General features: G+C 59.4%; 19 protein-coding genes and 1 tRNA gene. 9 read left to right on the top strand and 11 right to left on the bottom strand.

All coding sequences use genetic code 11. The features are described 5' to 3' along the window. Window positions 1-102 precede the first annotated feature (102 nt). Window positions 103-1,302, bottom strand: a complete 1,200-nt coding sequence (locus AC1DXO_RS11975; protein WP_476978380.1) for a DUF2252 family protein — start codon at window positions 1,300-1,302, stop codon at window positions 103-105. Window positions 1,303-1,329: 27 nt separating this feature from the next. Continuing rightward, window positions 1,330-2,196, bottom strand: a complete 867-nt coding sequence (locus AC1DXO_RS11980) for a transglutaminase-like domain-containing protein (RefSeq protein ID WP_476978381.1) — start codon at window positions 2,194-2,196, stop codon at window positions 1,330-1,332. Window positions 2,197-2,570: 374 nt separating this feature from the next. On the opposite strand from AC1DXO_RS11980, the gene AC1DXO_RS11985 reads away from it, so the two are divergent. Next, the gene (locus AC1DXO_RS11985) at window positions 2,571-3,404 is read left to right on the top strand and encodes a hypothetical protein (protein WP_476978382.1); all 834 of its coding nucleotides are present in this window, start codon (window positions 2,571-2,573) and stop codon (window positions 3,402-3,404) included. On the opposite strand, the gene AC1DXO_RS11990 is transcribed toward AC1DXO_RS11985, so the two are convergent. Continuing rightward, on the bottom strand, window positions 3,401-4,273 hold the full coding sequence (locus AC1DXO_RS11990; RefSeq protein ID WP_476978383.1) for a S1 family peptidase: 873 nt from the start codon (window positions 4,271-4,273) through the stop codon (window positions 3,401-3,403). The two genes, AC1DXO_RS11985 and AC1DXO_RS11990, sit on opposite strands and share 4 nt — an antisense overlap. A 258-nt stretch (window positions 4,274-4,531) precedes the next feature. On the opposite strand from AC1DXO_RS11990, the gene AC1DXO_RS11995 reads away from it, so the two are divergent. Both AC1DXO_RS11995 and AC1DXO_RS12000 read left to right on the top strand, forming a co-directional pair. Then, window positions 4,532-6,679 carry a S9 family peptidase gene (locus tag AC1DXO_RS11995; protein WP_476978384.1) on the top strand — a complete coding sequence of 716 codons (2,148 nt, stop codon included), beginning with the start codon at window positions 4,532-4,534 and terminating at the stop codon, window positions 6,677-6,679. Continuing rightward, on the top strand, window positions 6,676-7,206 hold the full coding sequence (locus AC1DXO_RS12000) for an N-acetyltransferase family protein (RefSeq protein ID WP_476978385.1): 531 nt from the start codon (window positions 6,676-6,678) through the stop codon (window positions 7,204-7,206). The genes AC1DXO_RS11995 and AC1DXO_RS12000 overlap by 4 nt, the downstream gene beginning before the upstream one ends. A 22-nt stretch (window positions 7,207-7,228) precedes the next feature. Here AC1DXO_RS12000 and AC1DXO_RS12005 read toward each other — a convergent pair. Then, window positions 7,229-7,302, bottom strand: a tRNA-Gln gene (locus AC1DXO_RS12005). 114 nt (window positions 7,303-7,416) lie between these two features. Here AC1DXO_RS12005 and AC1DXO_RS12010 point away from each other — a divergent pair. The 3 genes from AC1DXO_RS12010 to sppA all read left to right on the top strand — a co-directional run bounded on the left by AC1DXO_RS12010 (window position 7,417) and on the right by sppA (window position 10,924). Continuing rightward, window positions 7,417-8,124: an alpha/beta fold hydrolase gene (locus tag AC1DXO_RS12010; protein WP_476978386.1), complete on the top strand. Its 708-nt coding sequence runs from the start codon at window positions 7,417-7,419 to the stop codon at window positions 8,122-8,124. Then, entirely contained in the window at window positions 8,115-8,999 is an 885-nt protein-coding gene (trhO, locus tag AC1DXO_RS12015) for an oxygen-dependent tRNA uridine(34) hydroxylase TrhO (RefSeq protein WP_476978387.1), read from the top strand. Before AC1DXO_RS12010 ends, trhO begins: the two co-directional genes overlap by 10 nt. A 146-nt stretch (window positions 9,000-9,145) precedes the next feature. After that, entirely contained in the window at window positions 9,146-10,924 is a 1,779-nt protein-coding gene (sppA, locus tag AC1DXO_RS12020; protein WP_476978388.1) for a signal peptide peptidase SppA, read from the top strand. 614 nt (window positions 10,925-11,538) lie between these two features. Here the strand turns inward: sppA and AC1DXO_RS12025 are convergent. Next, complete coding sequence (locus AC1DXO_RS12025; protein ID WP_476978389.1) at window positions 11,539-13,596, bottom strand: glycoside hydrolase family 2 protein; 2,058 nt, start codon at window positions 13,594-13,596, stop codon at window positions 11,539-11,541. A gap of 225 nt (window positions 13,597-13,821) precedes the next feature. Between AC1DXO_RS12025 and AC1DXO_RS12030 the strand changes: the two genes are divergently transcribed. Beyond that, a complete protein-coding gene (locus tag AC1DXO_RS12030) occupies window positions 13,822-14,085 on the top strand; it encodes an AbrB/MazE/SpoVT family DNA-binding domain-containing protein (RefSeq protein WP_476978390.1) in 264 nt (87 codons plus the stop codon). Beyond that, on the top strand, window positions 14,085-14,465 hold the full coding sequence (locus tag AC1DXO_RS12035; protein WP_476978391.1) for a type II toxin-antitoxin system PemK/MazF family toxin: 381 nt from the start codon (window positions 14,085-14,087) through the stop codon (window positions 14,463-14,465). Before AC1DXO_RS12030 ends, AC1DXO_RS12035 begins: the two co-directional genes overlap by 1 nt. Window positions 14,466-14,820: 355 nt before the next feature. Here the strand turns inward: AC1DXO_RS12035 and AC1DXO_RS12040 are convergent, their stop codons facing one another. The 5 genes from AC1DXO_RS12040 to AC1DXO_RS12060 form a co-directional block, all read right to left on the bottom strand. Beyond that, window positions 14,821-15,072: a transposase gene (locus AC1DXO_RS12040; protein ID WP_476978392.1), complete on the bottom strand. Its 252-nt coding sequence runs from the start codon at window positions 15,070-15,072 to the stop codon at window positions 14,821-14,823. Window positions 15,073-15,215: 143 nt separating this feature from the next. Continuing rightward, window positions 15,216-18,242, bottom strand: a complete 3,027-nt coding sequence (locus tag AC1DXO_RS12045) for a TonB-dependent receptor plug domain-containing protein (protein ID WP_476978393.1) — start codon at window positions 18,240-18,242, stop codon at window positions 15,216-15,218. Between the two features lie 710 nt (window positions 18,243-18,952). Beyond that, the gene (locus tag AC1DXO_RS12050) at window positions 18,953-19,105 is read right to left on the bottom strand and encodes a hypothetical protein (RefSeq protein ID WP_476978394.1); all 153 of its coding nucleotides are present in this window, start codon (window positions 19,103-19,105) and stop codon (window positions 18,953-18,955) included. Window positions 19,106-19,170: 65 nt separating this feature from the next. Continuing rightward, window positions 19,171-19,965 carry a DUF1499 domain-containing protein gene (locus tag AC1DXO_RS12055; protein ID WP_476978395.1) on the bottom strand — a complete coding sequence of 265 codons (795 nt, stop codon included), beginning with the start codon at window positions 19,963-19,965 and terminating at the stop codon, window positions 19,171-19,173. Between the two features lie 224 nt (window positions 19,966-20,189). Further along, window positions 20,190-21,608 carry a bifunctional aminoglycoside phosphotransferase/ATP-binding protein gene (locus AC1DXO_RS12060; protein WP_476978396.1) on the bottom strand — a complete coding sequence of 473 codons (1,419 nt, stop codon included), beginning with the start codon at window positions 21,606-21,608 and terminating at the stop codon, window positions 20,190-20,192. Window positions 21,609-21,846: 238 nt separating this feature from the next. On the opposite strand from AC1DXO_RS12060, the gene AC1DXO_RS12065 reads away from it, so the two are divergent. Further along, the gene (locus tag AC1DXO_RS12065; RefSeq protein WP_476978397.1) at window positions 21,847-22,461 is read left to right on the top strand and encodes an HAD family hydrolase; all 615 of its coding nucleotides are present in this window, start codon (window positions 21,847-21,849) and stop codon (window positions 22,459-22,461) included. Window positions 22,462-22,463: 2 nt separating this feature from the next. Here AC1DXO_RS12065 and pdxH read toward each other — a convergent pair whose 3' ends face one another. Then, complete coding sequence (gene pdxH / locus AC1DXO_RS12070; RefSeq protein WP_476978398.1) at window positions 22,464-23,120, bottom strand: pyridoxamine 5'-phosphate oxidase; 657 nt, start codon at window positions 23,118-23,120, stop codon at window positions 22,464-22,466. Between the last annotated feature and the right edge of the window lie 32 nt (window positions 23,121-23,152).

Here is a 23,152-nt window from a genome sequence, read left to right on the forward strand (position 1 = left end):
TTACCACCTTTATTATTTGCGAATGGCCCCAGATGGTCATTTGGCAGATAAGGGAACAATCAGGAGACCGGGGCGTTCGTTGCGAAATTGGATAAAGTCGACTCAGGCCGCCGTCTGACTGGCGTACCGGCGGCAATGGTCCAGATAGGCGCCCTCATGCGCCATCACCAGTTCAACGACGCTGGTCCACAGCCATGACGGCGCGTCCAGGGTCTTCGAACGGTTTCGGTTCAGCTCCGACCGCCATGCCTTGCGCGTGGCAGCATCCATTTGTCGCGCATGGGCCTTGCCTACGATGACGGCCAGGAACCGCGCCACCTTCAAGGCCTCGGGCGGATTGAGGTGCTCGATCTCAAACTTCAGATCCTGTGGCAACAGTTCACGAAGAAACACCGAACGGTCGACAACCTGCGCCCGTACCATCCGTTCGCCAAGGGATGGCGACAGGTGCCAGGCGCCTTCCACGACCCGCTCAGCATTGTCACGCGGCATCTTGCGGTCAGAACTGCGCGGCGCCAGGGCCGTCACAGCCTCCTTGACGTCCATCAGGCACAATTCGCCTCCTTTTCCACCTACCCCAACAAGCACGGCATAGCGCAGGTTACCAAGACTGCTGCAGCCCTTTACCCAGAAGGCGGCGTCGAGCACTTCGATCTGGGCTTCGTTGTCGCGGCTGCGCAGCGATGTCACCAGACGACGTATATGTTCGTCGTCGAACAGGGCGGTCAAGGCTACCTGCTCGTCCCGCGACAATGGCCAGAACCGCTTGCCCAGGGGAATGGAGGGGTGGGCGCCGCCAATCCGGTCCTGGGCCAATTGCCGCCATTGCCTGCGAAGAGCCAACTGCATGGCCGCTTCGACCGACTGCGGCCGTTCGATGTCCTGGCTATTGTCGTCATCGAAGGCCGATGTGTAGCCCTCGATCAGCTGTTCCATCATCCGCGATGTCATGACCCCGGGCAGGTCCGAGCCGCGCGCGGCACTGGCCAGGGACAGGCCCAGCCGGATAATATCGTGGGCAGGGTTGCCGATCACCGTCTGGTCAAGATCGCGAATTTCGATCTGGATCTGTCCCTTGGCATTGGCGATCGGTCCCAGATTGCCGATATGGCAATCGCCGCAGATCCATACCGGCGGCCCTTCTGGCACATAGCTTCCAGTCTGGGCCAGCCATTCATAAAAACGCGCCGTATTGCCGCGGACATAGGCGTGAGCCGACCGCGCCATTTTCAGTCGCCGCAGGTCGCCCAGAACCTTGGTGCGATCATCGACGGCTGTATGGTCCACGGTTTTCTTTTTCATACTTACGCTTTCAATATCGATGTCGGGTCAGTTCGCGCCGGCATTGGGCGCCGGCTCTTCGGTCGATATGGCATCGGTCGTGCGACCTGGCTGTTCCTTCGAGCCGTCGGCATGCTCGATCATGATCTTGATTGGGCCCGGTTCCATCGGGCCGAACGGCGAGCAAAAAGCGATTTCCGCCGCGTCGCGGCCAACACCGATACGAACCAGGCCGTCGAGATTGGCCTGGCGGGTCGCATCGAAAAGCCACCACCGGCCATCCAGATAGGCCTCGAAGACGGCGTGGAAATCGCGTGGCTCCAGGCCATAGGCATAGCAGCTTACAAAACGCGCCGGAATGTTCAGCGCGCGGCAGAAAGCAATGCCCAGATGGGCAAAATCGCGGCATACCCCGGCCCGCAGGATCAGGCTTTCTGTCGCGGTTGTCTGTTCGTTGGATGTACCGCGCCGGTAATCGATATGGTCGTAAATCCAGTTGCAGATCGCGGTGACGCGGCTATGACCTCTTGGCATTCCGCCGAATTCGCGCTGGGCAAAGGCTGACAAACGGTCGGAAGGTACAAACCGCGACGGCAGCAGAAACGGTATGATGTCGAGTGGCAAACCGGCCACGGATGTCTCATTGATCGTCGCCGGATCGGCGCGGTAAACGTCGAGCGTGACCTCCGCTTCGTAAAGTACCTTTAGCGGTCCGGGTGGCGCATCGACGCTGACATAACGGTTGTTGATATCGACCACCGTATGGGTGTTGCGCGGCAGATCCGGCGTGATGATCAGTTGTTCTGTGAGATCATGGTGGCGCAACAGCCGTGCGACCTCGATGTTGAAAATAAAGACGGCCGGCCCCAGGACGTTGTAAGACAGTTCACATCCCAGCTTGTAGCGAATGGTCATGGATTTCCCCTTTTGCCGTGAGCCACGGTCAGTTCAGCCTATGACCAACCCTGGAGCTTTTTTATAGATTTGGCCAAGGCGGGAAAGCCATGAGGAGCGCGGCGAGCTTATATAAGCCCGATATAAATCAACAGCTTTTCAGACAGTGGCGGCCCTGCCGTCAAAATGAGGCGTTGCGCGCCGATATTACGCTTTCATTACAAATATGTCTCATTTCCTGCATTTTCCGAATATCCGGTCTCCGAGTATCGATAGGCCTTGTTTTCATAAAAGGAGGCTACAATGGGTAAGGGAATACTGCTTTGGCTGCTTGGGGTTCCAATCCCGGTGATCATCATTCTCGCCATCCTGTTTCATCACTGAGGGACAGAGTCATGGATACGCCATCAGTCCTGGGCCACGCCGACGGCCCCAATCTCGAATCCACCAAGTCCGGCATACATTGGGCTTCCATCCTTGGGGGCGCCGCGACGGCCACTGCAATTTCTCTGGTTCTTTTACCCCTGGGATCAGCGCTCGGCTTCTCGTCCTTCTCGGTCTTCACAGCGACCAGCCAGAACGCCGTCGTCTTCACGGCCGGCTGTGCAATCTGGCTGGTTGTCATGCAATGGGTATCGTCCCTGGTCGGTGGCTATATTGCCGGTCGATTGCGCGTGAAATGGGCAGACACCCATAGCGACGAGGTCTTTTTTCGCGATACCGCGCATGGCTTTATTGCCTGGGCCGTGGCGACGATCCTGACCATCGCCATCTTTGCCTTTGCGGCAGGGTCAACGGTTAGTACGGCTGTCACTGCCGGCTCCAACCTGGCCGCCGCCGCCAGTCCGGCAACGAACGACCAGGTCGGCTACTTCGTCGACGGATTGTATCGTGGCGCACCGTCGGCGGCACCCGTCGACGCCAACGCCGAAACCGCCCGCATTCTGCTCAACGGCGCGGCCAATGGCGGCGTTCCGGCAGACGACAAGGCCTATCTCGCCCGTCAGGTCTCGGCGCGAACGGGTCTGGCGCAACCCGAGGCCGAAGCACGCGTCAACGCGATTGTGGCGCAGATCGACAGCGCAAAGCAAAAGGCTGCGCAAGCCGCCGAAGCCGCGCGCAAGACGATCGTCAATGTGTCGATTATCTTCTTCCTGTCGCTGGTCATCGGCGCGTTTATCGCCAGTGTCAGCGCCGCCCTGGGCGGTCGCCTGCGCGACGCCTATTAATTGGTGGTACCCGAGGGCTTGGCGGCCTGACCGGCCGGATTGGTCCGCGACCGCGTCATGTCCTCGGTATCCGTCGTTGGCCCGCCCGGTGTTGTCACCGGCGCGGGCGCAACCGGTTTAAGATTGGCCTCGGGACGCAGGCCCGTCGCCTGGGCCTTCAACATGATATCGATGGTTTGACGGACAAAGATGGCGTCGGTCACCACGCCCAGTTCCAGGCGCTGATTATCGTCCTCGACCTGCTTGATCAAGACGCCGGCGACAAAGGTGCGGCCCTTGGGTCCGTCCGTCGTCATAAAGACCGGTCCGCCCGAATTGCCGGGCACAGCGGTCAGGTCGATCAGGAAGGTCGGATAGGCCGAGGAAGGTGCGAGCGGATAGGACGCCAGACGACCGGCGCGCAGGATTGGAAAGCCGGCTACATTAGCCGACAGGCCGTGCGGATAACCCAGGGTCATCATCTCTTCGCCGGCCTTGACGTGCTCGGCGGCAAAGGTGGTGTCGTCAGCCAGCATGGCCTGCGGAATGGCTTGATCCTTGAAACTGGCCGGAGCGCTAACCGGAATGACGGCAATATCCTGCGTCGGATGCTGATACCAGGTCGGGCCGCCGGTGTTACGGATGGTAATGTTGGAAGGCTCGTAGATCCACGCGCCTTGCGCGTCCTGATACCGCCAACCGACTCGCACATCTCCGGCCGGCATTTTTTCGAAGACGTGCGCCGCAGTCACCAGCACGACCTGGGACGAACCATCCGCCCTGGGTACGGACACCAGGAAACCGGTGCCCACCATGCGTTTGGCTTCATTGATCGGTTGATCAATCTGTACGGTCGCCTTGATCAGATCTACCGTCAGGTCAACAAACATCGCGCCCCGTGCTCCCCCGCCCAAACGGATCTGCCAAAATTATCATGACTCTACACAAGCCATTTGACGCGTCTTGTGGAATGGGTCAATCCTTGGCGTCACATGCTTAATGTGTCAGGTGAAAGCGCGCATGAAAAGCCGCCTCACCCTGAGAAACGTCATTTCACCTCCGTGGCGACGCGTTTTATGGTCAAGTCTGGCTTTGCCGCCACACTTGACAGCCGCCAAAAGCCAAGTTTCGAGAAAGCTCCCTCCCCTGTGATCCCCCAAATCAAGCCGAGCCTGCCCCAAGCCCCCGTACCCGAAAAAAAGCCGTTCGAAATCGAGCAGTTGGGTTACAGGCGTGTCGACGATTATCACTGGATGAAGGACGACAACTGGCAGGCGGTCCTGCGCGACCCAGGCTTGATCCGGCCTGATGTGAAGGCGGCGCTCGACGCCGAAAACGCCTATAGCAGCGCCATGCTGGCCTCGACCCAGGCCTTGCAGGCGCAGCTTTTCGCCGAGATGAAGGGACGCATCAAGGAGGACGATGGCTCGGTCCCCCTGGCCGACGGCCGGTGGGAATATTATTCACGTTATGTCACCGGTGGCCAGCATCCGATTACCGCCCGCCGGCCGCGCTCCACGCAGCCGTTTGCCGAGGGTGTGCCGTCCATCGAATCAACCCTGGCGGAGGAACAGATCCTGCTCGACGAAGACGCGCGTGCAAAGGGTTATGATTTCTATGAGACCTCGGCCGCCCAGCACAGCCCCGATCACAGCCTGTTCGCCTGGGGCGAGGACATCCAGGGGTCGGAATACTATACAGTTTACGTCAAGGACATGGCGACGGACGAAATCCTGCCCCACCCGATTACCAGTTGCGACGGCGGTTTCGCCTTCTCGCCGGACTCTGCCTATCTCTTCTGGACCTGGCGCGACGAAAACTCCCGCCCTGCCAAGATCTTTCGCCGGCCGGCGCGTGGCGGTGAGGATGTCCTGGTCTATGACGAACAGGATGACGGCTTCTTCCTCAGCATCGGCACGCTCAGTTCGGAACAGTTTATACTGATCGGCTCCGGTGATCACGAGACCAGCGAATCCTGGCTGATCCCTGCGACCGACCCGACGGCCATGCCGGTCTGCGTCGAGCCTCGACAAACCGGAATTCAATACAGCGTCGACCATTGGGACGACCGCTTTATCATCCATACCAATGCCGACGACGCCATCGACTTCAAGATCATGACCTCGACCGCCGGCCACCCGTCGCGCGACTCCTGGCAGGATTTCGTACCCCACCGTCCGGGCATCTATGTCACCGGCGCAGAGGTCACCAAACGCCATATGATCCGCAGCGAGCGTGAAAACGCCAATACGCGCATCGTCATCACGCGCAAATCCGACCTCAGCGAGCACTTTGTCAGTGTCGAGGAAGAGGCCTACAGCCTGGGCGCAGGCAGCGGTTACGAATACGATACCGATATTATCCGCTACACCTACACCTCGCCGACCACGCCGGCCCAGACCTTCGGCTACGATATGGAATCGCGCGAAAAGGTGCTGCTGAAGACCCAGACCATCCCTTCGGGCCACAATCCCGCCGACTATGTCGCACGTCGCCTCTATGCCGCGGCGCCCGACGGCGAACAGGTACCGGTGACCGTCCTGATGAAGGCCGGCACCAAGCTGGACGGCACCTCACCGCTTCTGCTGTACGCTTACGGATCGTATGGCATGCCGATGGAGCCCGGTTTCTCGATCCGTTCGCTGAGCCTTGTTAATCGCGGCTGGATCTACGCCATTGCGCACGTCCGCGGCGGCACGGAAAAGGGCTATGGCTGGTTCCTCGACGGCCGCAAATACAATAAAAAGAATACCTTCACCGACTTTATCGCCGCCTGCGAAAACCTGTGCGACCGCGGCTACGGATCGCGCGGCAAGGTCGTCGCCTATGGCGGCTCGGCCGGCGGCATGCTGATGGGGGCCGTCGCCAATATGCGCCCCGACCTGTGGGCCGGCATTATCGGCGCCGTACCGTTTGTCGACGTGCTGAACACGATGAGCGACACCACCCTGCCCCTGACGCCGCCCGAATGGCCCGAATGGGGCAATCCGATCGAGGATAAGGACGCCTACGACTATATCGTCTCGTACAGTCCATACGACAATATCGTCACGGCGCCCTATCCGCCGGTCCTGGCGACCGGCGGTCTCAGCGATACGCGCGTCACCTATTGGGAACCGATGAAATGGGTCGCCAAACTGCGCGAAAAGTCGACCTCGGGCGCGCCCATGCTGTTGAAAATCAATATGGAGGCCGGCCACGGCGGCGCCTCGGGCCGGTTTGAATTTCTCAAGGAGATCGCATTCGACTATGCCTTTGCGATCTGGGCGCATGACAAGGAGTGGCTCAGCCTATGATTCGCAACGCGACCGAAGCCGATTTCCCGGCCATTACCGCCATCTACGCCCACCACGTGTTGACCGGCACCGGCACGTTTGCGCTGGAGCCGCCGCTTGAAGCCGAGATGCTGGCCAATCGCCAGACAATCCTCAGCATGGACCTGCCCTATATTGTGGCCGAGCGTGACGGCGTCATCCAGGGTTATGCCTATGCCTCGCCCTTTCGTACGCGTCCGGGCTATCGCTATAGTATCGAGGACAGCATCTATATCGCCCCCGACGCCATGGGTCAGGGGCTGGGCAAGATACTGCTCAATGAATTGATACGATTGTGTACGGCGCGGGGATTGTACAGCATGATCGCGGTGATCGGCGACGGCGAGAATGGGGCTTCGATCGGCGTTCATCGCGCCTGCGGCTTCACCGTGACCGGCAGCCTGCCGCGCGCCGGCTACAAGTTCGGCCGCTGGCTGGACGTGGTCTTCATGACCCGTGACCTGTTGCCACAGGCCGATCAGCCGGAAGGTGACGGCTGGGCGGGATAGATTTTATTGTGATAGGGAGAATTGGCTGGGGAACTAGGACTCGAACCTAGAATGACGGTACCAAAAACCGGAGTGTTACCATTACACCATTCCCCAGCAGAAGCTGGCCTCTATTGGCCTAAGCCAAGAGAGGCGCTTCACTAGCCCAACCTTTTATGACATGCAATCCCTGTCACGAAATTTTCCCCAAGCTTTTGGAAAGCCAGCGATTTGGCGCCGTTACCACTTATTGTCCTGCTGCCGGGTACCGACGGCACCGGCGCTTTCTTCGCAGATCTGGTCGCGGAATTGTCACCCCATGCCGAGGTGCGCGTCATCGCCTACCCGCAATCCGGACCGCAAGGCTATGAAGCGCTGGGCAGGTTGCTATTGCCGAGGATGCCTGACGATCGTGACTACATCCTGGTCGGGGAATCGTTCGGCGGTCCCTTGGCCATATGGCTTTGCACGCATGCAAGCCGTAAGCCCGCCGGCTTGATCCTGGGCGCCAGTTTTGCCGCTTCCCCGTTCGGCGTCGTCGGCCGTATAGCGCAGCTGTTTTTGTGGCTGGGCGAGGTCCTGCCGCTATGGACGTGGCAGATCGACCTGATGCTGTTCAACGGCCGCAACCGTACGATGGCGCAACGCATTCACAACACCGTCAAGCCCATACCGCGCAGGGTTTTGCTGGATCGTGTCCGGGCGGTTCTGGGCTGCGACATGCGAACCCTGTTTGCCAGGCTGCCCCTGCCCGTCCTCTGCCTGAACGCGGCCCAGGACAGGCTGATCCCACCCTGGCTGCCGCGTCATTTCGGTGGATTGGCCGGAGCGAGCATCGTTCCTGTCGATTTGCCGCACATGATCTTCCAAAGCGACGCAAAAGGCCTTACGGAGGCCCATATCCTGCCCTTTGTACAAGTTTGCACGTCATGTTCGTGATCGCCGCCTTCTATCATTTCTTTGACTTTCCGCAGTTCGAAGCGATGCAACAGCCGCTGCTGGACCGCCTCAAGGCCCTGGACATCAAGGGCTCGCTGCTGATTGCGCGCGAGGGAGTCAATTCGACGATTTCCGGGAAACGCGCGGCGATTGATCAGTTCCTGGTCTATCTGCAGGATGAGGTCACAGGCGGCCCCATTCGATGGAAGGAGTCCTATGCCGACTACCAACCCTTCGGCAAGGCACGGGTAAGGCTGAAGAAAGAGACCATTTCACTCGGCGAGCCCGTATCGATGAAGCGCTTCGGCCAATATGTCCGGCCAGCCGACTGGAACGATTTGATCCGTCAGGACGACGTGGTTATGATCGATACGCGCAACGATTACGAGGTCAATCTAGGCACATTCGGCGGCGCCCTGGATCCGAAAATCGGCAATTTCAAACAGCTTCCAGCCTGGACACGCAACCATATGGATGCGCTTAAGGGCAAAAAGGTCGCGACCTTTTGCACGGGGGGCATCCGCTGCGAAAAATACACATCCTGGCTGATCGATCAGGGCGTCGAGGACGTCTACCACCTGCAGGGTGGCATATTGCAGTATCTCGAGGATGTGCCGCGCGACGAGTCGCTGTGGCAGGGCGAGTGTTTCGTCTTCGATGAGCGAATCGCCGTCGACCACGATCTGCAGCCGTCGCGCACCGCCGCCCTGTGCAAACATTGCGACCACGCTCTGACAGCCAGCGACCAGGCCGATCCCGCCTATGTCGAGGGCGTATCCTGTCCTCACTGTCACGGTGACGCAAAATATGCCCACGATACGCCGCCCGGTCAGGGCCAGGGTCAGGTAAAATACACCGGCCGCACGAAATTTTAGAATTTGCGTGCGAAACTGCCTTTGGATGGTGCAGGCCGGTCACAAGCCTGTTCAAATCGTTAATTATAATGCGGACTTCATTTGACCTTCCGCCATTAACGATTATGCTGTCCGGTGCATAAATGCGTGGGGATGATGGGTTTCGCATGAAACAGTTTTTTATCACTCTGTCGGCCGTGATTGCGGGCATGATCATCGTTCTGGTCGGCTTGCCGATCGCGCTGATCGTTGGCCTGGCGTCGTCGGCCCAGCCGCACACGACGGGCGACGTCGTGGTGTCGCTGGACCTGCGCGAAAAGATGAGTGACCAGGGTTCGAATGCGCCGTTCGACTTCCTGACCGGCAAGAGCCTGTCGACGCTCGAGGTCGTGACAACCCTGCACAAGGCTGCCGATGATCCGCACGTCAAGGCGGTCTTCGTGCGCCTGCCCGAAGGCGGCATGTCCCCTGCCGCTGCCGAAGAGATTCGCGACGCCATCATCTATGTCCGCCGCGCCAGCAAGCCGGTGATCGCCCACAGCCAGGGCCTGTATCCCGACACCATGGTGATTTCGTCCTATATGGTGGGCGCCTCGGCCAGCGAGCTGTGGATGCAACCGCGCTCGTCGTTCCAGGTGACCGGCATCGCCACCTCGACCATGTTCATGAAAAAGGCCTTCGACAAGTACGGTATCTCGGCGCAGTACGAGCAGCGCGCCGAATTCAAGAACGCGGTCAATCCGTATCTGTATGACGACTATACCCCGGCTCACCGTGAAGCGACCCTGTCGTGGATGGGCAGCATCTATCAGTCCATGCTGGGCTATATCGCCCACGACCGGCGCATCGATGCCGCCGCCCTGAAGACGACCTTGGAAGCCGGCCCCTACGGCGCCGAAAAGGCATTGGAACTGGGCCTGATCACCAATCTGGGCCAGGTTCACGACGCCCAGGATGCGGCGCTGAAGCGTGGCACCGACGCCAAGATCGTCGATCTGCGCGAATATGAACGCACCCTGGTGCCCGACAGCAAGGGCGAGGTGATCGCTATTATCGACGGCGAAGGTGCCATCATGACCGGCAAGGCCGGTGGTGCAGGCTTCGGCGGCGAAAAGAAGATGATGTCGGACGACATATCCAACGCCTTCTATGCCGCGATCAAGGATCCCAAGGTCAAGGCCATCGTTTTCCGCGTTTCGTCACCGGGCGGTTCCGACACGGCGTCCGAGCAGATCGCCAATGCTATGAAGGCCGCCAAGGAAGCCGGCAAGCCCGTCGTCGTTTCGATGGGTGAATACGCAGCTTCGGGCGGCTACTGGATTTCGTCGGGGGCTTCGGCCATCGTCGCCAACCCGAGCACCCTGACCGGTTCGATCGGCGTGTTCGGCGGCAAGTTCGCCATTGGCGACGCGCTCAGCCGTTTCGGCATCGATATTCGCGACATCTCGGTCGGCGGCGACTACAGCCAGGCCTTCAGCGAATCCAAGGGCTTCTCGCCGACGCAGCGGGCAGCCTTGTCCAGCTGGATCGACCAGATCTATAACAGCTTTATCCTGCACGTCGCTTCGGGCCGCAACATCCCCGAAGACACGGTGCGTGAAATCGCCAAGGGCCGGGTATGGACCGGGGCCCAGGCGGTCGATCTGCGCCTGGTCGATAAGACGGGCGGCTTCTATGACGCCGTCGACACGGCCAAATCCCTGGCCAAGATCGAGGCCTCTGCGCCCGTACGCCTGGTCGATTACCCCGGCAAGCCGGGCATGTTCGGCGGCGTACAGAACAGCGTCAAGATGAGCCTGACCGGCCTGAAGACCCTGTCCTTCCTGGGCTGGGCGATGAGCGATCCGAAAGCGGAGGCTGTGATCGATCATGTCGCCGATGAGCGCCTGCGCGAACAGGGCGCCAATGTCATGGCTCCGGAACCGTATGAGAATACGGCGCGGTAAGACTTAAAGCCGAGCCCACAGAACCAGAACGCCCGGCTGACCGCCGGGCGTTTTTGGTAGGTGGATAGCGTGAACTGGTTATCGGGTTACGGTCTGCGCCACGTAATCCTTGAGTTATGCTCCACCGCTACGCGGCTAGGCGATTCACACATCTCATAAATCCATGTAATACCAAGAGTTTTGGCAGTCTTTTCGACATTGAGCGGCGCTTTGAGCTTAGCAAGGCCCCCCTCCGTCAGCGCTAAGCCTCTTTAACGACCTAAAAAGGTCGTAGAGGCTTGCGCCGCCACCTCCCCCGCGTAGCGGTGGAGTATAAGTTAGCTGAAACAAAGACTTATACCTCCCCGCCACGCGGGGAGGGGGACCGCCCAAGGTCAAGCGAAACGAAGTGAAGCGCTGGCCGAAGGCGGGTGGTGGGGGCCTTCCCGTCGCCGTCGATGCGCTTGGAGTCGAAATCCAATCTCGGCAATCTACGCAAGCAACTGAATACTAAAATATTTTAAAGATGTGTGCATGGCCTAGCCGCTTGCGGGGGAGGTGTCGGCAACGCCGACGGAGGGTTGCCAGGCTCTCAGCGCCGCGCAGGAGTTACGCCATCGGTAAGCCGCACGGAATCAGGGTGTTGCGATACGGGGTTGATAGATCCATTCGACATGGTCGGAGGCTGATGTTCCTGCGGTGACCTTGATGCTGTTGCGGCCGGGCGCCAGGTCGACCTGCCAGACGGCGACATGGTCATCGACCGGCTTTTCGCCCAGGTCGGCGCCGTTCAGCGTCAGGTGAGCAACCGATTGGTTGCTATAGATTTTTACGGTGACGGAGGCTTGGCTGCGCACAGTATCACGACGCGAGGTGATATAGACCATGGGATTGGATGACCAGTTGGCCTGATACCAGAAGAAGCTGTCCTTCTTCACCTTGCGGTCAAAGGTCACCAAACCCTTGTCATTGATGCCGGCGCGGTCACCTTCGTTGCGCCCCGCCGACGGAAAGTCGAAGCCGACCCAGACGAAGGTGCCCCAAAGATAGGACATGTCGTCGCGGATCTGCCGCCAGGCGGCTTCGTGATAGAGGGCCTGGTATTGCTCCGGGTGCCAGCGACTGCCGGGTTTGGGACGGACCGGCGGATCTTCCTGGTGCAGAATACTCGCTCCTGCCCCATATTCGCTAAGCGACAACGGCGTCGTCGGACGCGAGGCGTGCGATGTCGCGCCCCAGCCCGCCAGATCGCTGAAGTCTCCGCTATACCAGCCAAAATAGACATTGGAACCCAGGGCATCGGTGTGGCTTGCATGGGGTTGGGTCACGGGCCCGCAGCAATTGGCGTAGACCGTCGGGCGCGACGGATCTTCTTCGCGGGCCACTGTCTGCAGGACGTCGAGGACTCTATTGCTGTCGTCGTCGGACTTGTAGATCTCATTGCCCAGGCCCCAGACCATGACGCTGGGATGGTTGCTGTTCTGGCGGATCAGTTCACGCAACTGCTGGGTTGCGTCAACCAAAAATTCGGGCGAGCCGTTGGCTTCGGAGACCAGGGGCATCTCCGTCCACACCAGATAACCGGCGCGGTCGCTGAGATCATAGTCGCGCTGATCATGCTGGTAGTGCGCCAGGCGGAGACCGGTGACGCCAAGGTCGGCCAGGATTTCGAAGTCTTCGTCAACAGCCGCATCACTCACCGCCGGACCGACGCCCGGCCGCATGGATTGATGCAGATTGACACCATGGACATTGTAGGACCGGCCATTGAGAAACAGGCCGCGATCGGGATCGAGCCGTATATCACGCAGACCGATAGGAAGGCTCACGCCGTCTTGCGCCGTACCGGCTACTAGCGTGACCTCGGCTGTGTAAAGATAAGGATCATTGACGCCGTGCCAAAGGTGGGGATTGTCGAGGATGGCGGTCAGAGTGACAGGTGAAACAGCGTGCGCCGGAGCATCGGCTGTCTGGACGATGGTTTGCGCGAGGCTATGATGGGCGTCGTACAGGCGAACCGCCACGGTGACTGGCTGGCTCATATCGCTGTCATTGGCGACGCCAGCCGTCCATTGCAGGTTGGCGCTTTGGGCGGTGACCTGAGATTGGGCCAAGTAGACACCTGGTCCGCCATAGTCCAGCATATCGAAGTGAACGGCCGGCGTGGTGATCAGGCGGACGCTGCGGTAGATGCCGCCGAACAGCGTGAAGTCACCGCTCAAGGGGAGGACGGACTCGGAACGGCTGTTGTCGACACGGACGGCCAGAAGGTTCGCGCCCGGCTTGAGATAGGGCGTCAGATCGAAACGGAAGCGGGCAAAACCGCCTTCGTGGCGCCCCACCCGTTGGCCATTGACCCACAGATCGGTCGCCAGTGCCGCGCCGTCGAATTCGATATAGCGCCGTTCGCCGGGCGCGATATGGGCGACGGTCAGGACATGACGATACCAGGCCGGGCCACGATAATATTTGCCATCGGCGTCCGGGTCGGTGTTGTCGAAACTGTGCGGCAGGTTGATAGTTTGCCAATCTGTCATATCGGCCTTCACGGCGGCGCCATCGGCGGGATCGGAGCGTGTGAAAACCCACGCCTTGTCGAGCGACTGTGAAACTCGGTTCGCCGCATGGCCCGCCAAGGTCGGTTGCGCCAAGGCGGCCGTCAACATAAAGATGAGGAAGAAAATGCGCTTCATGCCAAACCTGCCGTGGAAACTGCGGAATGTCACTTGGCATGGAAGCAGTGCGTTTGGCAATTGTAAGACATACGCCGCGCGGTTCGGTAATAAGGTCTCCCAGCGTCGCGTTGGCTGCTTGATCCAATAAATTGTTGAGCGCCAATTTTCAACGATCAAAGCGAATTGAAATCCTAACGAGAAAGGGTTATGTACCTACAATGTATTCCGCACTGGAGAGGCGTCATGGGCATTCCGACAACACTGAAGAAGACGGGCAACAGCCGCGCCTTCTCAGTTCCGGCCGGGTTCATCAAAGCCCACGGTCTGGAGAAAGTGAAGGGGTTCGATATGGACTGGCGTAATGGTTCGATCGTAATTACGCCTATCATCGGCGATGACACCTCAGCGGAAGACGCCCTGATCCAGGAGCTCTTCGCGGACTTCGGTCCCGAACATGTGCATCGCGATCTTCTGCGCCGCGATCGTCGTGGTCAGGAAGAATTCTGATGGCTCCAAAAACTGAGGAGAAATATGTTCCTGACGAGGGACATGTTCTCCACCTCGACTTCGGGCCTGTAGTTGGCCACGAACAAGATGGATTGCGCTTTGGTGTCGTGCTGAGTCCAGCGGTCCTTAACAAGTCCGGCATGTGCATCATCGTTCCGATGACCACGCGCATTTCCGGCCACCCTTCAGAGGTTCCGATCAAGACCTTTGAAAATGGCAAGCTGGGCGCAGCACTTTCCACCCAGATCACAGCCCTGGATTGGGAGGCGCGGGAAGCCGTTTACAAGGGTCGCATCGATAAGTCGGAGCTCTTCCATGTCCGGTTTATCGTGCGTGCGGCTACAGGCTCTATCCCACCTGGATACAAGCCCCCGAAATAGCCCTGCAATTACGGTGCATAATTACTATAACCACATTGCCCCTCGCCTTTGGGCCCCGCTTCTACGGCAGCAAGTTTCGCCCATAGTCAGCTTCCAATTTCTTGACCCATTCCGCAACACCGACCGGGCGACCGATGAGTTCCGCTCGTAGCACACTTGTCCATCTGGGGTCAGTGTCAACCACAGGCGGATAAACTCGGCAAAGTTACTGACCCGTGACAAGGCCAGCCCGACTTCGACATAGCTTGTGTCGCGTCCATCCAAATGCGTCGCAGCGCTCGACCATGGCGACCGAGCCGAAACGGCCGTGGAACAGATGTCCCGTCCATCGACCTCGCGCGCCGACAAGAGCCGTCTAGCGACGATGCGCTTCGCCGACAGCGCGTGTCAGGCCGACCTCGTCCGACGGCGTCAGGGTCAGGTGGACGGAGTTCGGCATCAGACAATAGCTCCAACACGCCACACCGTATCGCTTGAGCTGTGTCGACATAAGATCAAAATAAATCTGCTGATCGCCGTCTTCGAAGGAGATGCTTTCGCGACGATTGCCTCTTTGGGTCACAAGATGGGCAACATCCGGAAATATCATGCGCGCGCGTCGTGCCATGGGAAATATCTCGTTCAAAAAGCCTAAACTGCCAACCTACCGTAATTCCAGGTACGCGTCGTGCCCGGCAATCCCGGCAGCGGCAAACAAAAAAGGCGGTGCCGAAGCACCGCCTTTTCCGTTTTCAGGCTTGTGACCTGAATTTAGAAGGTGACCTTGCCACCGACCTTGACGAACTGGCCCATCATGCCCGAGCCGTGGAAGGCCGGGTTGTATTGAGTCAGGCGGTACGTGCCGGACGGATCGAACGGAGCTTCGGCGCCGAAAGCGTTCAGAACGTCGACATAGACCAGGTAGTTGGCGTTGATCTTGTACGCACCGTGCAGGTCGACGCTGACGAAGCTGTCAACGTTACACTGGATGACCGTGAAGTTGTCACGATACTTCGCGGCGGTCGAGCCATCAGCACAGGTGCCGTAGATGTCGTCTCCGTTGTCGGCTGCGACAGCCTTGTAGCCGCTGACATAGTAGGCCGTAGCCGTCAGAGAGGCCGGGCCAAATTCGAACACGTTCTGCCAATTGCCCTTCAGCTTCGGCGTACCGGAACCCGAAGTGATCTGGTTGTTACCGAGCGTGCCGTCATAGCGTTGCTTGCTACCGTCAGCATAGGTTTGCGAATAGTACTGAATGTAGCTGGCGTCCAGCGACGTCGTGTACTTGACCGGACCCAGGTTGAAGCGGCCCTGGACCGAGGCGTCGAAGCCGGCAATGTCCTGAGCATTCAGGTTTTGCAGACCGTACTGGATGAAGCCCGGGGTAGCCAGAGCGTTCGGCAGGTTCGGGTCAACTTGGCCAGGGATAACGGCGTAACCAGCCGGGATCGGTTGACCGGCAAAGTAGGCATCGAGCGCCGGGGCAAAGTCACCGCCCGCAATGATGTCTTCCTTGTGGATGTTGAAGTAGTCGAAGCTGAAGCCCAGCCACTTCGTCGGTTGCCAAACGGCGCCCAGCGAGGTGTTTTCCGAGGTTTCCGGTCCCAGGTCCTTGGCCGCGACTGTCGTCAGACCGACGTTGTAGCCAACGCCATAGTTCGGCGTGCCGTTGGCATTGTGCAGGGCGATGAAATCGTCCGGCGCGTCCAGGGTGATGAAGCCGGTCGAGGGATCGGAATTGGTTTCCGCAATCGACGGTGCACGGAAGCCCTTAGAGAAGGTACCACGCAGGGTCAGGGTCTCGATCGGCTTGTAGCGCGCCGATATCTTCGGCGAGAAGTTGGCGAAGCCCGTCGAATAGCTGTCGAAACGACCGGCCAAGTTGACGTCGAGGTTGTCGGTGAACGGCGCGTCGAGTTCGAAGCTGGCCGAGGTGACGTGACGGTAACCAACAGCGCCGAACGGGTTGACGTTGCCATCGTAGCGATCGAACGGATCAGCCGGTGCGCCCGGATCCGGGTTGGCAGACGGGTTGTTGACGCGTTCATAGCGCAGGGCAGCGCCAACACCGAGGGTCAGCGGGCCACCAGCCAATTGCATCAGCGGCTTGGAGGCATCGACCTGCCCCAGTACCAGTTCCGATTCGGCCTTTTGCAGGCTGGGGGGAGCAACAAAGTCACGAACCGCTTGGCTGTTGGCCGACGGATCGAAGAAGTTATAGGACCCGTCGCGGATCGCTTGCTTCAGGTGCGACAATTGGATCGAGCCGTACTTGTCATAGTCGAGCTTGGTCTTCATCGCTGTGAAGTTGACGTTGTAATCCCAACCGTCAGCCGAACCGGACAGACCGGCCGCGATGCGCATGGTTTCCGACTTGGTCTTGGTGTAGTTAGGTATATCGCCGAAACGATACAGGATACGCGCCGTTTGGTCATTGGCGGCAAACGGATTGTTGACCGTGTTGCGCTTCGCGCCAGGCGAGTTGGCGTCACAGGCGTAGATGTTACCGTTGGACGCAGGCAGATTACAGATCCACACCGGCAGAGCAATCGCCGTCAGGTTGACGGAGGTACCAGCAGCACCCGGAGTCGTCGCGGCCTGGATGTTACGCGGACCACCGCGGCCCGTGTAATAGGTTTCGTTTTGATAGAAGGTCGCCGAAACATAGCCTTCCATCGTGTCGCTGAAGCGCTTCGTCAGACGGGCGGTCACGCTCTTGCGCGTGTCTTCCGGCGCAATGGTGTTGAATTGCTTGACCAGGTCCTGTTGGCAGACCTTGGTGCCGGCCGGAACGCCAGCGACCGCGGTCGGCAGATTGGCCGCGCCAACTGTGAAGGCCGTCAGGTCACGGCAGCCGGCGGTTGGGTTCAGCAGTTGCCAGTTGCCTTGCGCGGCGCCGGTATTGGTGCTGTTGTACGGACGGACCATCGGAACGGTCGTCGTGCCGATGCCGGCGAAGCGGCCGTCGAACTGCGTGCCATTGACGATGCCATTGGTCATGCAGGTCTTACCGCTGGCGTCGATGGCGCCGGGAGCAGCGGTTGCTGGGGACTTTTGCGACTGGGCGCAGATTGAGCTGAAATCGGCCGTGTTGTACGGGAAGTCAGCGTCCTTGGCGAGCAGGATATCGTCGTGTTGATATTCGCCGGCGACATAGAAGTTATAGCCGTCCGTATTGATGTCGCCCATACCCCAGGAACCGGAGATCGACTTGGTGCCAGCACCGCCGTGTCCGGTCGGGCCGCCGACGGAAGCCTTCAGGGTCCAACCCTTGATCTGCTTCTTGGTGACAACGTTGATAACGCCGGCGATGGCGTCGGAACCGTAGGTCGCGGAAGCGCCGTCCAGCAGGACGTCGACGTGATCGACGATGCCGTCCGGGATGGTGTTGAGGTCGACGAAGTTACGCGTGGCGTCGTCGGCCAGAGGATAGTAGGACAGGCGCATGCCGTCGACCAGGACCAGGGTCGAGTTGGTGGTCAGGCCGCGCAGCGAGACACCCGAGGCGCCGGCCGCGAAGTTACCCGCAGCGCTCCAGTTGTTGTTCATGGCGCCGCCATTGTTGCCGGCAACGTTCTGCACGGCGCTTTCAATGGTGGTGACGCCGCGCTTTTCCAGGTCAGCGGCGCTGAGAACGGTCAGCGGCGAGATGGATTGGAAATTCTTGCGCTTGATGATCGAGCCGGTAACGACGACGGTGGTGGTCTCTTCCGCCGCGGCGGGAGCAGCATCCTGCGCCATTGCGGGCATAGCCACCAGGGCCGACAATACCGCACCGCAAATTGTCGTCGTGGCCATTAGGCCAGATCGCAAAGTTTTGTTTTTCACTCTTGTTTCTCCGGGTTACATGAGGGTGTAGGCGCACCCGCCGCAGTTTCCAGCATTGCACGCTGTTAACAAACTTAAAGACCCGTGTCGCAAATACGTCAATCGCACGACACATTTTTGTCTATATCATTTGAAACCTGTTTCAATAAAGTCACAGAGGTAACCTTCCGTAAGGTAAGGTTAATAAGCGCTTCGGGGACGATTTTTGCAGGCGTCACTCAGGTCGCCTTTCACCGTTTAAAGGGCAAATTTTCGCCGCTTAATCAACAGCATAAGTCTTAATATATGGTATATCGAAAACATCCGGGGTTGTGAAAAAAATAACCCCGGATAACGCAGGGTACGATATATTCATTTCTGTGGAAAAGTCTGGTTCAATCGCCACCGCAGCCTTCAGGCGAACTTGCAACGGCCGTAGAGCGGCCACAAGACCATAATCCTGACGGACTCAGTTGCGTCAGTTCATGTCATCGCGGACACACATGCACAGACCTTGTTGTTAATTGTATTGGCTGGCTATTTTTGCGCCGATAGACCGCATTGCGAACCTGCAAACACGAAACTCTGTTGCGCCGGAGACACAGCCAGTTTGTCCGCCTTGCGCAGGCTGCACTGCAACAAAATCGCCAAGATATGCGGCCAAATACGGGCCCCAAAATGCCTCAGGATAAACGACAGACTCAGCCGTGACGGACGTCGATCCGGGCCGCCATGGGCGATACCGGCTCAGGTGTGCAACTGGCCACCAGGGTATGTGCCAGAACGAGACCCAGCAGAGCCACCATCAAACGCTGTGTACGCCTTGAAACGTATAGAACTATGTGCCCGGCCATGCGTCACCCCTGTCAAATCTGATCAGGGTTAAGCAAAAGTTAAGCCACCTCTGGCCGGCCAGCTGTCACAGGGCTTCGATCTTGTGGATAATGTCGACGACGCGCCGGCAATTGCCGCCGAGGTCGGGCATGGGATAACGGCCGACCGAGCGGACGTCGATGCCCTGGGGGTCCAGGCGTATCGCGACGTCGGACTTGAAACCGAAGAAATTGTCCTGATAGGTCGCTTCGACGCGCCAGTCCGACGTGCCGAACACCACATAGTCGTTCGCCGTCAGCATGGCAGCGATCCGTTCCGCCGTTACACCCTGTTTCTTGGTAATGGTCCGCGCCTGCGGGCAATACTGGGCGTTGATTTCGGGGATGGTCTTGCCGCCCCAATCCATCGATTCATTGCGCGGCACGCGTGGCAGATCCTCGACACGGCGCGCCCCCGGCCCGCGTGCCTCAACCAACTTGTCTGAAAAGGTGACCGGCGCATCCCAGTTGGTCGCGACGTCGCCAATGGGCGGATTGGCTTTCAACGTCTTCTGATAGGCATAGAAGCCGCACAGGACCGCAGCCGAAATCAGGACGGCCGCAAACGCCCACGGGCCATAGCGGCCGGGCGCCCTGAAAAGGGAGATCAGCAGGGACAGGCCGGCGACCGCGATGGCGCCCAGCGCCAGCTTCGGCGCGACCATAAGGGTCAGGGTCTTGAAACCAATGTCGTAATCCAGGTAGCCCAGATGACAGGCCATCATGACGCCCAACAGATACAGGGGCGTAACCAGAGCGACCATGAAGGCGAAATGGGCGAAGGCCAAACCCTTTTTCGGCTTGGAACTATGGGCTTTCGTTGTCGGCGTGTCTTCCGTCACGAATGGGTTTTCCCTTTTATTGTGATTGGTTTCATGTGGAACGGATTCGCCTAGCTTAGACCTCGGTGAGGCCACGTCACGAATTTACCTTTAAAACGCGAAAATTTGTTGAAGCCCCCGGAATAAAATTCACGGCCGAACGTCGCCAATTCCCATAAAGTGCCGTATCTTTCCCCTACCCCAAACATAGTTAACGCCGCGATTGGGGCGTTTTTACGGCTTGACTAAACTTCAATCTGCCACGAAATCGTTTTGAGATCAATAGCTTGCTGCCGCTCCGCGACATCGGGCGTTGCATCCGAAACATCCTTCGTCCGCGCATTAATGCGATGAATGCGGTCAGCCGCCGGCACATCGAGCCAGAGTCCGACAAAGTTTAGATTCGCTTCCCCGGCGAGAGCCTCGGCCCGATCGCGCCACGGGTTTTCGCGGAAGGTGGCGTCCAGAACGACCGATTGGCCGGTGCCGGCGACGGTCTGGGCCAGGGTGAACATCTCGGCATAGACACGGTGGTTCTCGTCCGGTGCATAGGCGTCCTTCGGCAGGGCCTCATATTCCGGGCAGGCCCACAGGCGTTTGCGGATCTCATCGCTGCGCAGGACCACGGCGCCCGGCGCGCGGCCGCTGTCCGGCGCTATCCGGCGGGCGCGCGTGCTCTTGCCGGAACCGGACAACCCCCCGATCGCGGTAAGCTGTGCTGGTTTGAGATCGAGGAAACGGTGGGCAGCCTCAAGATACATGCGCGCCTTATCCATGGCATAATGCCCTTCGCCGCCATAGTTGGCATTGACGTGGCAGCGCACACCGGCGCGGACCGAAAGATAGAGTGGCAGGAGTTTCAGCCCGGCATAGACGCTCTGCACGTCGTCTTCGAGGCGGGCAGCCTGTTCGAGATAGACATTGAGCACGCGATTGGCGGCGTCACCATGCCCCCTCACCCACAGGTCCATGAGCAGAAAGCCCAGATCGTAAAGGACGTCGATCTGGCTGAGGCGCTCGTTGAACTCGATGCAGTCGAACAGGACCGGCGCGTTGTTCTCGATCAGGATATTGCCGAGGTGCAGGTCGCCGTGGCAATGCCGCACATGGCCGTCGGCAAACCGTGCCAAGACGTCGGGCTCCACGGCGTCATAGGCGGAATAGATGGCAGCATCATAGGCGTCGACGGCATCGTGGCCCAACTGATCGCGAAAGACGTCAATGTTTCGCTTATTGGAATCAATGACATATTTAATATTATTGATATGTTGGTTATCGCGACAGATTTCCGATCCGGCATGAAAGCGGGCGATCAGGCGGCCCAGGTCGTGCATCAGATCAAGATCGGGTGCCCAGTCCGGCTGGACGGCGCTTTGCTCGCCCAGCACACCGGCGGTGTCGAAGCGGCGCATGACCAGGACGCTTTCCCCGGCAATCTCCTCGACGCCGAGATAGATGTCCGCCGCCATGCGCTGGTTGTAGCGTAACTCGCGCAGCAGCGCGGCGCGGCGCTTTTCGGCCGAGGTGAAGTCGAGAAAGCCGTAGTCGACGCTTTTCTTGACCTTGTAGGCCTTGGTGCCCTTCAGGATGACGACGGCGCAGGAGGTCTCGATGACCTGGTCGGCGCCTTCTTTCAGGTGATACAGGACTTGGCTGAGCGACATGGGCATATCCGAAATGGCGATGCCATGCCGGTAGGACGTTTTCACGCATCTGGCAACCGCTCAGGCGCGTTTGCGGACTGGAACTGACGCTTCCTACTCTTGGTCCTGGGGCGCCCATCATGTCGCGCACCGTGCCAATACGGCCCCCAATTGCCGCCATGTAGAGGCGATATCAGCCATGGTTCGAAAATATTGCAGTCGGCTTGACCCGGCCTATGTCATGGCGCAGAGAAGCCCGATGTCACTCCCCCCGGTACCCGTGATCGAGGCCCATATTCAGGCCCTGATCTTCGATTGCGACGGCACGCTCGCCGACACCTTCGCCGCCCATTTTCGTGCGTTTCGCGAGGCCATCGCCGTTTACGATGTCGAGTTTACGGCTGCCTTCTATGCCGCACGCGTCGGTCTGTCGCGACGGCAACTGCTCGCGGCCCTGGAAGCCGAAACAGGCGTCGTCATCGATGACGAAGATATTCGCGTGCGCACGCCTGCCATGTTCCTCAACCATGTCGGCGCGGTAAAGGCCGTGCCCTTCACGGAAAACATGGTGCGCCGACACCATGGGCGGCTGCGGTTGGGGGTGGCTTCCGCCGGGCAAAAGGCTGTTGTGAGGGCATCGCTGACAGCTATCGGCCTTATCGACCTGTTCGACACGGTTGTGACGATCGAAGACACCGGCGTACCGAAACCAGCGCCCGACTTGTTCCTGAAGGCAGCCGAAAACCTCAATATTGATCCCGCAGCCTGTCACGTCTTCGAAGACAGCGACGAGGGTGTCGCAGCGGCACGCAGCGCCGGTATGACGGTGACCGATATCAGGCCCTGGTACCAAAGCGATCCGGCGACCTGGTAGATCTACGGATACAGCTTTTCCCGGGTCCAGCCACCGTCAACGCGTGTCAGGTGTACGCGATCATGCAGGCGGAACGGCATGTCGCGCCAGAATTCGAAACTCAGCGGCGCCACGCGAAAACCCGTCCAGTGCGGCGGGCGCTCGATCTTCCCCAGGCCGAACTTCAGCGCATACTCGGCGACGCGCTTTTCCAGGGCAAACCGGTCCGGCAGGGGTTGCGACTGATCCGAAGCCCAGGCGCCGATCTGGCTTTGGCGGGCGCGCGAGGCGAAATAGGTATCGGCTTCGGCGTCGCTGACCGTCGTGACCTCGCCGCGGATACGGACCTGACGGCGCAGGGATTTCCAATGGAACAGCAAGGCTGCTTTCGGGTGGGCCATCAACTGTTGACCCTTGGCGCTGTGGGTGTTGGTGTAGAAGACGAAGCCCTGGGCGTCGAAATCCTTCAGCAGCACCATACGAACATCAGGCAGGCCGTCCGGGTCGACCGTTGCCACCGCCATGGCGTTGGCGTCGTTGGGTTCCTTTGCCCTGGCATCCTTCAGCCACTGCGCAAACAGGGAGAATGGCTCCGCGACATCGATCTCCGCCGCATGCGCCGCGTGGGCCTCGGCGTAGTCGGCATCGGACGGGCTGGCGGGGATCAGGGTATCGGACATGATGAAGCTCCAGAACGTGGGTATAGGGCGGC

This window comes from Asticcacaulis sp. P2_C5, assembly GCF_056404555.1.

What these genes read in the sequence shown, in the direction of transcription:
- AC1DXO_RS11975 (WP_476978380.1), bottom strand. Translation starts at nt 1,302, where the DNA reads ATGAAAAAGAAAACCGTGGACCATACAGCCGTCGATGATCGCACCAAG.
- AC1DXO_RS11980 (WP_476978381.1), bottom strand. Translation starts at nt 2,196, where the DNA reads ATGACCATTCGCTACAAGCTGGGATGTGAACTGTCTTACAACGTCCTG.
- AC1DXO_RS11985 (WP_476978382.1), top strand. Translation starts at nt 2,571, where the DNA reads ATGGATACGCCATCAGTCCTGGGCCACGCCGACGGCCCCAATCTCGAA.
- AC1DXO_RS11990 (WP_476978383.1), bottom strand. Translation starts at nt 4,273, where the DNA reads ATGTTTGTTGACCTGACGGTAGATCTGATCAAGGCGACCGTACAGATT.
- AC1DXO_RS12000 (WP_476978385.1), top strand. Translation starts at nt 6,676, where the DNA reads ATGATTCGCAACGCGACCGAAGCCGATTTCCCGGCCATTACCGCCATC.
- trhO (WP_476978387.1), top strand. Translation starts at nt 8,115, where the DNA reads ATGTTCGTGATCGCCGCCTTCTATCATTTCTTTGACTTTCCGCAGTTC.
- sppA (WP_476978388.1), top strand. Translation starts at nt 9,146, where the DNA reads ATGAAACAGTTTTTTATCACTCTGTCGGCCGTGATTGCGGGCATGATC.
- AC1DXO_RS12025 (WP_476978389.1), bottom strand. Translation starts at nt 13,596, where the DNA reads ATGAAGCGCATTTTCTTCCTCATCTTTATGTTGACGGCCGCCTTGGCG.
- AC1DXO_RS12030 (WP_476978390.1), top strand. Translation starts at nt 13,822, where the DNA reads ATGGGCATTCCGACAACACTGAAGAAGACGGGCAACAGCCGCGCCTTC.
- AC1DXO_RS12035 (WP_476978391.1), top strand. Translation starts at nt 14,085, where the DNA reads ATGGCTCCAAAAACTGAGGAGAAATATGTTCCTGACGAGGGACATGTT.
- AC1DXO_RS12040 (WP_476978392.1), bottom strand. Translation starts at nt 15,072, where the DNA reads ATGGCACGACGCGCGCGCATGATATTTCCGGATGTTGCCCATCTTGTG.
- AC1DXO_RS12045 (WP_476978393.1), bottom strand. Translation starts at nt 18,242, where the DNA reads ATGGCCACGACGACAATTTGCGGTGCGGTATTGTCGGCCCTGGTGGCT.
- AC1DXO_RS12050 (WP_476978394.1), bottom strand. Translation starts at nt 19,105, where the DNA reads ATGGCCGGGCACATAGTTCTATACGTTTCAAGGCGTACACAGCGTTTG.
- AC1DXO_RS12060 (WP_476978396.1), bottom strand. Translation starts at nt 21,608, where the DNA reads ATGTCGCTCAGCCAAGTCCTGTATCACCTGAAAGAAGGCGCCGACCAG.
- AC1DXO_RS12065 (WP_476978397.1), top strand. Translation starts at nt 21,847, where the DNA reads ATGTCACTCCCCCCGGTACCCGTGATCGAGGCCCATATTCAGGCCCTG.
- pdxH (WP_476978398.1), bottom strand. Translation starts at nt 23,120, where the DNA reads ATGTCCGATACCCTGATCCCCGCCAGCCCGTCCGATGCCGACTACGCC.